Origin of the sequence: Gordonia sp. (in: high G+C Gram-positive bacteria) (assembly GCF_020438995.1) — a bacterium.
GTDB lineage: Bacteria > Actinomycetota > Actinomycetes > Mycobacteriales > Mycobacteriaceae > Gordonia.
This window is the reverse complement of the sequence record NZ_JAGQTN010000015.1, coordinates 83,892-93,859: the sequence shown is the minus strand read 5'-3', so window position 1 is coordinate 93,859 and position 9,968 is coordinate 83,892. Positions and strand designations below refer to the sequence as shown.

Genomic DNA, 9,968 nt, shown 5'->3' with positions numbered 1-9,968 from the left:
GTGCGCCCGTAGGGATTCGAACCCCAAACCTTCTGATCCGTAGTCAGATGCTCTATCCGTTGAGCTACGGGCGCGTGCTATTCAGTTGTCGTCGCAGTCTTACGACCGTGACGTGGCGGAGGCGAGAGGATTTGAACCTCCGGTCCCGTTTTAGCGGGACAATTCATTAGCAGTGAATCCCATTCGGCCGCTCTGGCACGCCTCCTGGCGAAGTCCTTTCGAACTGCCGAGAGCAAAGGTTACACACACTGCCCGCGACGGTGCAAACCGGCTGGTCAACACGGAATTCGGGTGTCGGCGCAGCATGTCGGCCGCAGCGGCCTACAGTTGTGGGCGTGACCTTGCGCATCCGCCCCGATCTCGACAACCTGCCCGCCTACGTACCCGGAAAGACCTTCCCGGGCGCGATCAAGCTGGCCAGTAACGAGGTGACCGACGGTCCGTTGCCGAGCGTCGTCGAGGCCATCGCCGACGCCGCCGCATCGGTCAATCGCTACCCCGACAACGCGATCGTCGAACTGACGGCGACGCTGGCCAAGAAGCTCGGCGTGACCGAGGACGAGGTGCAGGTGGGCTGCGGGTCGGTGATCCTGTGTCAGAACCTGATCCTGGTCACGTGTGAGCCGGGTGACGAGGTGGTGTTCGGCTGGCGCTCGTTCGAGACCTATCCACTGGCCACCCGTGCGGTGCACGCCACCCCGATACCCGTGCCGCTGACCGGCGACCACGTCTATGACCTCGACGCGATGGCCGCGGCCGTCACCGACCGGACGCGCCTGATCTTCGTGTGCAATCCGAACAATCCGACCGGCACCGTCGTCGATGCCGATGACCTGCGCACGTTCCTGCGGAAGGTGCCCTCGGATGTGGTGGTCGCCCTCGACGAGGCCTACTTCGAGTACATGCGGCTCGGCCCCGCACAGGCATACGACGCACTGGAGTTGCGGCGCGAGTTCGCCAACCTGGTGGTGCTGCGCACCTTCTCGAAGGCGTACGGACTGGCCGGCCTGCGTGTGGGTTACGCGGTCGCCGACCCGCAGGTGGTGACCGCGCTGCGCAAGGTGCACGTACCGTTCTCGGTCACCTCGCTCTCGCAGCGCGCCGCGATCGCCTGCCTGGCCGCCGACGACGAGCTGCTGACCCGCACCGACACCGTCGTCGCCGAACGAACCCGGGTGACCGCCCGGTTGCGTGAGCTCGGCTACCGGGTCCCCGATACGCAGGCCAATTTCGTGTGGCTCGACCTGGGCGAGTCCGCCGTCGACTTCGCCGCGCAGGCAATCGACAGCAAGATCGTGATCCGCCCCTTCGCCGATGCGGGCGTACGCGTCACGGTCACCACCCCGCAGGAGAACGACGCCTTCCTGGCATTCGCGGAGAGATTCGCCAAAACCGCTGGTTGAGGTGTGAAGAGCCGCAAGGCGACGGGTGGTGTCTACAGACCCTGGGCGATGGTGGGCCACATGCGGGGCAGGTCCTGCTCCCAGTAGCCCCAGTAGTGGGTGCCGACGAGGCGCAGGCCGTCGGTGAACGGGATACGCGCCTTGCGCAGTTCGAGGGCGAAGTTGATGGAGCAGCGCCACGCACCGAGTTCGAGGGCCGACGCGCTGGCGGTCACCGACTGCCGGGTTCCTTCCTCGGGGTCGACCTTGCGCATCAGGTCCAGCGGGCCGGCCAGACCCGACCCCGACGACAGGTAGATGTTCTTGCCGCGCAACTTATCGAGCCTGGTACCGGGATCGTGGGCCTTCCAGGCCGGTGAGCGCGGCGGACCCCACATATTGATGGCGTTGCCGCCGGCATTGGCCACGGTGGTGTGCACGTACGCCTGGTTGGCGGGCTCGTACACTTCGGGGCAGCCGCTCAGGGATGCGACACCGGTGTACAGCTTGGGGAAGCGCGCGGCGAGCGCGAGCGCGGCCTGCCCACCCATGGAGAGCCCGACGATGGCGTTGCGGCCGGTGCCGTTGAACTCCTTGTCGATCAGCGGGGGCAGTTCTTCGGTGAGGAAGGTTTCCCACTGCGGTTTACCGAGGTTGGGGTCACGACTGCGCCAGTTGGTGTAGAAGGTGCCCTTGCCGCCTGCCGGCAGCACGACGGTCACGTTCTTGTTGGCGAAGAACCGGCCCGCGCGGCCTTTGGTGATCCAGTCGCTGACATCGGCGCCGGCGTCGGCACCGTCGAGCATGTACACCACCGATCGGGGGCCGGTGGAGTTGGCCGGGGTCAGGACGTTGACCTTCATCTTCTTGTGATTGGACGGCGAGTACACCCAGAGGTCGGTGCGCAGGGGACCGATGTCGGCCAGATTGGTGATGCGTGCGACCTTCTGCCGCGCGGCATGCGCCGCTGGGTTCCTGTCGGCGTGCGCCGCCGTGGGAACGGTCAACAACGCGATGACGACGACACTGACCAGGACTGTCAGGCCTCGTAGCTTCTTCACTGTTTCCCCCCGTGTACCGGAACGACGCCCGATCCTACCGACCGTCGGCCGATTCTCACAGGGGGTCTTCCGCGTGGACATCGAGGTTTCCTTCAACAATTCATATCTTTGATTTCATGCACGAATCCCAGGATTCTGAACGCGGGTCACCGGTCGGGTTCATATCGTTCCGGGAGTTGAATGGAGGTCACCGGAGATAGCCGGGAAATATTGCCTTGCAACACATCCCGATAGATCCGGAGGTTCTCCTCGCCGCTGCGCACCTGTTCGGTGAGCCGTTTGGAGTTGTCCACCGACACCTCCCGATCACCCGAGCGGGAGATGAGGGCGTCGATGCGGTCATCGATGGTCGCGGCCCGGTTGTACTCATCGAGGATCTGCAGCTCGATGGCCGCCGACTCCACCACATGTGCCACCCCGCCGAGTGCCTGCACGCGATCGATCAGTTCACTCCACACCGGCCGCAATGCTTCCTCGCGCTTGTCGATCTGCTGCGCGAACTCCTTGTCGAAGCCGCCGCGCCGCTTGGCGCGGTCGAGGTCTATCCGCACCGCCCGCAACGCGATCACGTCGGAGGAGATCTCGGCGAGTTCGGCGTGCAGGTTCACCTGGGTGCGCTGCAGTTCGAAATGGTCGGACCGCCAGGCCGGATTGTTGACGATCCGGTCGTAGAAGTGTCCGGCGAGGAACAAGACGGTCTCGTAGCCGTCGAGGAACGACGCGGTGCCGGGTGTGGCGGCCTCGGCCTGTGGACTGCCGAGCAACTCGTCGGCCCACTGTTCTGCCTGCGTGTTGCCGCTGCGTGAGGCCACCTGCCCCACCAGCCCGACAATCTTGCCGACGGCCGCACCACCGGCCTGCCGCATCGAGCGGTTCGTGGCGACGTTGGGTGTGGGCGTGTACAACAGCCCGCCGAACAGCCGTTCGCGCTCGTCGATCTCGAGGTAGATGTTCTCGCGCTGTTCGCGCCGGATTGCCCGGGTGCTGCCGGCGAACACCCCTTTCGCGCCGACGACGGTCTTGCGTGCCTCCTCGCGTTTGCGGTGCAGACCGTTCACCCGGTTGCGCATCACCGCCGACACCACACCGGGCATCATCGGGTTGGCGGTCTGATTCTCGGCCTGCACTATTGCCCGTTGCAGCCGTCTCAGCTCGCCGAATCCCGACGGCAGGGTGGGCAGCGGCAGACCCGACGACACCCTTCGCACCACCACGGCACGCCCGGTGGGGGTCAGGAATCCGCTCGCGATGAGCAGGGCCGCCGTGGCCGACAGTTCGGGCCGGTCCCCTGGGATCTGCGACCGGTCGCACCAGCCACGGATCTCCGCGCTCGTCGGCGCGGGCACGCTCTGGTACGCCATCGATGCCGCCTCACTGTTGACTGACCCCTGAGTGTACCGCGAAAAAGTGGCCGTGGACCTGCGCAGTTACCCGGCTCACGCGGCACCCGCGGTGGATGTCCGCGACGGCCACGCGGATGTCCCCGCGTCCACGTATCGGGTCCATCGCGGCGGCCACCTGGGCCCAAATGCCCAGGACAGCACGGCACCAGCCCGGGAAGGATTGCCTCGTTAGGAGGCTCGCCCCGAATGTCCCTGTTGAGCGCACCGATCACCCTGTCCAAATTCGCCGTCGGTGCCGCACTGCTCGGTGGCGACGCACTCGTCGGCACCACCCGCATGGCGGCATCGGCGGCAGGTTCCTTGGCACACGTACCGCGTCGCCGGGTCCGCGCCCTGCCCGGCGACGACGATGCCGTGGCCGCGAGTCTGGCCGCAACCGCCATGGCCTCAGCCGGGTTGGCCGCGTCGCTGGTCACCGCACTACTGCCGGTTCCGCGGATCTCCCGGATCGTTCTGGCACCCGTCTCCGTCGCCTCGTATCATCCCCGGGTCCGCGGCTTCATCGAGGCCCGGCTCGGCGCTGAGGTCACCGACCTGGTGCTGACCGGAACGCAGGTGACCGCGCAGGTACTCGTGGGAGCCCCGATGGGCGTTCTGGTGACTGCGGCCTCGCACGCCATGGCCACCGCCGAAGCCGTCGACGGTCGGCGCGCCCGGCGCCGCATCGCAACACGGGCGGCCGACAGCGACCACGAGGACAGCTCACTCCCCTGCCCCGGGACACCGGCTACCAGATCGGCCCGTTCCGGCAGCCGCGCCGACGAGATCGCCGTCGACCTCGGGCTCGGTGCGGCGGCGATCCTCGGCGTGATGTCGTCGCCGCTTACCGCGGCCGAGGCGATCGGAGTGGCCGCACCGAAGCCGGCCCGGTCGGTGCGGGAGTCGTTCGGCGCGGCGCTGGGCCGTGGTCTGCACACTCGGGGCGCGGTGGTGATGAATCCGCGATCGTTGCGCACGCTCGGCGACATCGACACTCTGCTCGTCGATCCGCGCGTCCTGTTCACCGACGAACTGGCCGTCACCCGCGTCCTCGACGTCGCCGGCGACGACCGTGCCCGCGCGTGGCGAGCCGCAACCGCAGCCCTGGAGTCCGGGGCCCTGGAGTCGGGGCTGCTCGAACCAGGCTGGAACACCCTCACAGACGTACCCGGCCGGGTGCTGGTGAGTCCGCTGCGACGGCCGCTGGCCACCGCATTCCTCGCCGAGGCGCGGCGGGCCGGGCTGCGCGTCGTCTCCCTCGCCGACGACGGATTACATTCGCTGCGACAGGGTTTCGACGAACTCCTCGATGCCACAACCGACGCCGATCCCGATGCCGCACTGGCCCGGGCCGTACGAACACTGCACGACGACGGTGCCACGGTGGCACTCGTCTGCTGCCACGGCAGCGATGCGATCGCGCTCTCGCACACCACGATCGGCGTCCTCGGCGAGGGCAGCACCCCGTGGGGCGCCGATATCCTCGTCGACGATCTGAACGCCGCCTGGCGGGTGGTGCACACGATCCCACGGGCCCGCGAGGTACGGGAACGGGCGATATCGCTGGCGTCGGGGGCCTCGCTGCTCGGTTCGCTGATGCTGATCCCCGGCGTGCACGGGCACGGGCCGACGTCGGTCAACGTTACCGCACTGTTCGGCCTGTGGCAGGGATATTCGCTGGGCACCAAGGCATTCGATGACGCCGAACCGATACCGGAGTCGTCGCACGACTGGCATGCGATGCCGATCGACGAAGTGCGCAGGCTCCTCCCCCGGCCCGAGGACCCCGAACCCGCGGCCACCTTCATCGCGCCACTGACCCAGTCGGCTCCGATCAGACTGGCACGCAAGACAATCCTTGAGACGGGAGAGACCCTGCGGGACTTCCGGTCCACGGTCGCCGAGGATCTCGCCGACCCGATCACCCCGATCCTGGCCACCGGTTCGGCGGCCAGCGCACTGCTCGGCTCACCCATCGACGCCGTGCTGGTGGCCGGGGTGCTCGCGGTCAACACCGCGATCTCGGCGTACCAGTCGCTGCACGCGGAGAAGCTGCTCGACAAGATGCTCGCCGTTCAGGAACCCTTGGCACGCAAAGTGATCAGCGATTCGGGAGCGGACAGCTACGCCGAGGTACCCGCCGGCGACCTGCGCCCCGGCGACATCGTGGAGGTCCGGTCCGGCGAGGTGGTACCCGCCGATATCCGCATCATCGACGCCGACACCGTCGAAGTCGACGAGTCGGCACTGACGGGTGAATCGCTGCCGGTGAGCAAGGACGGCGCCGACACACCCGGCGCACCGCTCGCCGAACGCACCGGAATGTTGTTCGCCGGAAGTACCGTCGTCGCAGGCAAATCCGTCGGCGTGGTGACCGCATCGGGCGAATCCACACAGGTCAGCCAGGCGCTGGCGCTGACCCCGACCGATTCGGGCGATGTGGGGCTGGCCGCGCAGCTCGGCGCGATCACCCGGCGCGCATTGCCCTTCAGCCTCGCCGGCGGTGCACTGGTGGGATTGTTGTCGTTGTTGCGGGGCACACCGGTCCGTGAGGCGGCGTCCGGAATGGTCGGTATCGGTGTCGCCGCGGTGCCCGAGGGCCTGCCGCTGGTGGTGACGCTGGCGCAGTCGTCGTCGGCCCGAAATCTCACCGGATCGTCTGTGCTGGTGCGTAATCCGCGCGCCATCGAGGCGTTCGCCCGGCTCGGCGCCGTCTGCTTCGACAAGACCGGCACCCTGTCGCAGAACCGGCTTCAGGTTGCCGAGACCCACGGCCTGCTCGGCACCGCCGACGACGAGGTACTGCGCGCCGCGGGTGCCACGATGCGAATCAGCAAGAGCGGCAAGGTCGAACACGCCACCGACGCCGCCATCCACCGTGCGGCCGAGCAGGCAGGCGTCGACTATCCGGCCGTCGACGCGTTCCTGCCGTTCCAGTCCGATCGTCCCCTCGCCGCGGCGCTTGTCGGAAACCGGCTACTGGTCAAGGGCGCCCCCGAGGCGCTTACCGCGGCATTGGAACCAGGACACCGCAATGAACTGCGGGAATCGTTGCAGGAGATGGCAACCCGAGGTCTGCGAGTACTGACCGTCGCCGAACGCATCATCACCGACAAGCAGGCCGCCAAGGCCGCACAGGACTCCGACGTCTTCGCCGGCCTGTGCGGGGAGTCGCTGCATCTGTTGGGTGTGATCGGCCTGTCGGACACCCCGCGTTCCGGTGCGCGCCCGCTGCTGGAAGAGTTGCAGCGCCGCGACATCCAGGTGCGGCTGATCACTGGCGACCACCCGGTGACGGCCGCGGTCGTGGCCCGCGAACTCGGGATCGCCGTCGATCACGACGAGGTGATGACCGGTCCCGAGTGGGATCTGCTGAACGCGACCGAACGTGTCGAGGCCACCCGCACGCATCGGGTGTTCGCCCGCATGGCTCCCGAACACAAGGTGCAGGTGGTCCAGGCGCTCGAGTCCCCCTACCGGGGGCAACCGGGCCTGGTGACGGCGATGGTCGGCGACGGCGCCAACGACGCCGCCGCGATCCGCGCGGCGTCCGTCGGGGTGGGGGTGGTATCCCAGGGCAGCGACCCGGCCCGCATGGCCGCCGACGTGATGCTGCTCGACGGCGACATCGAGGCCATCGTCGATGCCCTCGATGAGGGGGAGCAGCTGTGGCGGCGGGTGCAGTCGGCGGTGTCGGTACTGCTCGGCCACAACGTGGGAGAGGTGACGTTCGGCCTGGTCACCACCGTGCTGACGGGCAAACCTGCGCTCAACGCCCGGCAGATGCTGCTGGTCAACATGCTCACCGACGCCCTGCCCGCCGCGGCGCTGGCCGTCAGCCCGCAACGTGATCCCGACGTCACCGGCCGGCACGACGAGTCGACGATCTGGCGTGCGGTGGCGGTGCGGGCGGTGTTCACCTCGCTCGGCGCGCTGCTGGCGTGGACGTTCGGCCGATTCACCGGAACCGCATCGCGGGCGGCGACGATCGGCCTGATCGGGCTGGTGGTGACGCAGATGATCGAGACGCTGACCGACTCGCACGGACCGCTGGTGGTGGCGACGAATGTGGGTACCCTCGCGGTGATGGCCCTGATCATCTCCACCCCGGGCGTCAGTCAGATGTTCGGCTGCACCCCTGTCGGGCCTATCGGCTGGGGACAGGCATTCGCGGCGGCCGGTATCGCCGCGGGCGTGTCCAAACTGACCCCGCAGCTCGTCGACGTGCTGATCGACAAGTTCCACGAACTCGAATCGAATCCCGACGGCGCATTCCACCAGGTCATGGCCGCGGTGATGTCGGCGGGTAGCAAGAACGACGACCTGACCGCGTGGGTGCGGCGGCTGCTACCCGTCGATGCTGAGCACGCCGACGCGCACGAGCACGGCGTACAGATGCTCGACCGCGGGTGTCAGCAGCCGGGCGCCGGACTCGACCAGTGTGTCGTGCCCGATAGCGCGAGTGAACTCCGTCATGAGAGGTAAGGCTACCTTGAGTCCGTCCGATCCGAATACCCCTGAAACCGATGACGGGACTTCTGTCCTATCGGAGGTGCGCGAGTTCGTCGCAACGCACCACGACGTGTCCAAACTGGTGCGCGAGGCACAGAAGTTCTCCATCAACCTGCCGATCATCGGCAAGGTTTCCGTACCCCCACCCCGGCAACTCGCCGTCTACGGGGTGATCGGCGCGCTCGGCGCGACCGGTGCCGTCGAATGGCCGGTGGCGATCGCCTTCGGGCTTGGAGTCGCCGTCGCCAAACGCGAGTTCGGCACCACACCCGCCGCACCACCGGAACGACCCGCCTCACCGGAGAATCCGCACAAGGAGGACTGACTCAGCGCGGCAGGCTACTTCTCCTGATGTCCTCGGCGTAGGAATCCAGCGCGTCGAGGATCCCCGAATGCTCCCAGATCCTGTTGCGCGCGTACCCGGTTCGCTCAGCGAGGACGTCCCTGTCGACCAAGGTCCGCAGAGCGCGCTGCGCTGCCGCAGCATTGATACCCAGGTGCTGCTGAACGTAGCCCGCGTTCACCACCGGTTGTCCGATCAACAGCGGAAGCAGGCGCCGGGCAGCGGCGTCACGGCGAACCCCGACCATCTGCTCCGACGACCGATCCAGCTCGTCCACAAGTGAATCCACCAGCGCCGCACCCACACTCGCGGCAAAGCGCGCGGCATCGGCGAAGCGCGCGACGATAGGTGTCGCGTCGCCGGACCGGAATGCGGTGAGCGCCTCGAAATAGCGATCGACGGCGATGAGCAGACCCGCCGATATGGGTACCGTCGTGTGTGTTGCGAGGCGCTTGTTCCTCAACAATGCCTGCGCCAGAGCGCGTCCCGTGCGCCCATTGCCATCGACGAACGGGTGAATCGTCTCGAACTGGGCGTGTGCTATGGCGATCTGCAGCAGGACCGGCAGGTCGTCTCTGCGCATGAAGTTCACCAGATCTTCCATCGCCGGGTGCACGTCGTCGGCCTGCGGTGCGATGAATGATGCCCCCAACGGACCCGCGGAGTCCCGATTGCCGATCCAGACGAGCTGGTCACGAATACGGCCTGCATGTACTTGCATTCCGTGTTGGTGGTTGAGCAGTTCTCGGTGCATGCTCAGAATGCTCGGGAGGGACAGATCGTCGGACAGGCCGATCGCCGATTCCATCGCACGGACGTTTCCGATGACCGTAAGCGCGTGCCGTTTTCGCCCCTCACCGATCTCGGCGAGGGCGAGTTGCCGCGCCGAGGTGGTGAGTTGTTCGATCTGGCTGCTCGACGCGCTCTCGGTTCGTAGGAGGATCGCCGCCATCGGCCCGAGCGTGGGATTGTCCAAGCCGAGACGAAGGCGAGTGTGGCGGTCGAATGCCATCAGCGCCTGTGTCGCGTCGTCGATATCAGCGGTGATCTCGCCGCTGAGCGATGGCTGCCACCTTGCTATCGGTGCGGTGATCGCCGACAGGTATTCACCGGTTTGCCGACGGACCTCGGACTTCGAGTAGTGCTCCGGCCGCGACGGCCGCCACCGGTGCGTCTCGTATTCGACGGCCGGGACCGCCACGCCGATCGTCGTTGCTTCAGTCATCGCCACCCCTCGCCGGACTCCACCGGAAGTGATCATTGCCGACGGCCTTACTATCACTTAGCA

6 protein-coding genes, 2 tRNA genes and 1 pseudogene are annotated in these 9,968 nt (G+C 67.2%); 3 read left to right on the top strand and 6 right to left on the bottom strand.

What is annotated here, in order from left to right; translation table 11 throughout:
- Position 1: 1 nt before the first annotated feature.
- A tRNA-Arg gene (locus KDB67_RS01430) sits at positions 2-74 on the bottom strand.
- 39 nt (positions 75-113) lie between these two features.
- Positions 114-205, bottom strand: a tRNA-Ser gene (locus KDB67_RS01425).
- A 130-nt stretch (positions 206-335) separates the two neighbouring features.
- On the opposite strand from KDB67_RS01425, the gene hisC reads away from it, so the two are divergent.
- Positions 336-1,403, top strand: coding sequence for a histidinol-phosphate transaminase (hisC, locus tag KDB67_RS01420; protein ID WP_291011436.1), 1,068 nt, complete (start codon positions 336-338; stop codon positions 1,401-1,403).
- A 32-nt stretch (positions 1,404-1,435) separates the two neighbouring features.
- Here the strand turns inward: hisC and KDB67_RS01415 are convergent, their stop codons facing one another.
- Both KDB67_RS01415 and KDB67_RS01410 read right to left on the bottom strand, forming a co-directional pair.
- Positions 1,436-2,398, bottom strand: a complete 963-nt coding sequence (locus KDB67_RS01415) for an alpha/beta hydrolase family protein (protein ID WP_291011439.1) — start codon at positions 2,396-2,398, stop codon at positions 1,436-1,438.
- Positions 2,399-2,589: 191 nt separating this feature from the next.
- On the bottom strand, positions 2,590-3,804 hold the full coding sequence (locus KDB67_RS01410) for a hypothetical protein (RefSeq protein ID WP_291011434.1): 1,215 nt from the start codon (positions 3,802-3,804) through the stop codon (positions 2,590-2,592).
- Between the two features lie 228 nt (positions 3,805-4,032).
- Between KDB67_RS01410 and KDB67_RS01405 the strand changes: the two genes are divergently transcribed.
- Positions 4,033-8,310, top strand: a complete 4,278-nt coding sequence (locus KDB67_RS01405) for a cation-translocating P-type ATPase (RefSeq protein WP_291011432.1) — start codon at positions 4,033-4,035, stop codon at positions 8,308-8,310.
- On the opposite strand, the pseudogene KDB67_RS22320 reads toward KDB67_RS01405, so the two are convergent.
- Positions 8,221-8,445, bottom strand: a pseudogene (locus KDB67_RS22320) (hypothetical protein); the annotation flags it as partial. The gene KDB67_RS01405 and the pseudogene KDB67_RS22320 sit on opposite strands and share 90 nt — an antisense overlap.
- Here KDB67_RS22320 and KDB67_RS01400 point away from each other — a divergent pair.
- Positions 8,378-8,662, top strand: a complete 285-nt coding sequence (locus KDB67_RS01400; RefSeq protein ID WP_291011430.1) for a hypothetical protein — start codon at positions 8,378-8,380, stop codon at positions 8,660-8,662. The pseudogene KDB67_RS22320 and the gene KDB67_RS01400 overlap by 68 nt on opposite strands.
- 1 nt (position 8,663) lies before the next feature.
- Here KDB67_RS01400 and KDB67_RS01395 read toward each other — a convergent pair whose 3' ends face one another.
- Positions 8,664-9,905, bottom strand: coding sequence for a Fic family protein (locus KDB67_RS01395; RefSeq protein WP_291011428.1), 1,242 nt, complete (start codon positions 9,903-9,905; stop codon positions 8,664-8,666).
- Positions 9,906-9,968: the final 63 nt, after the last annotated feature.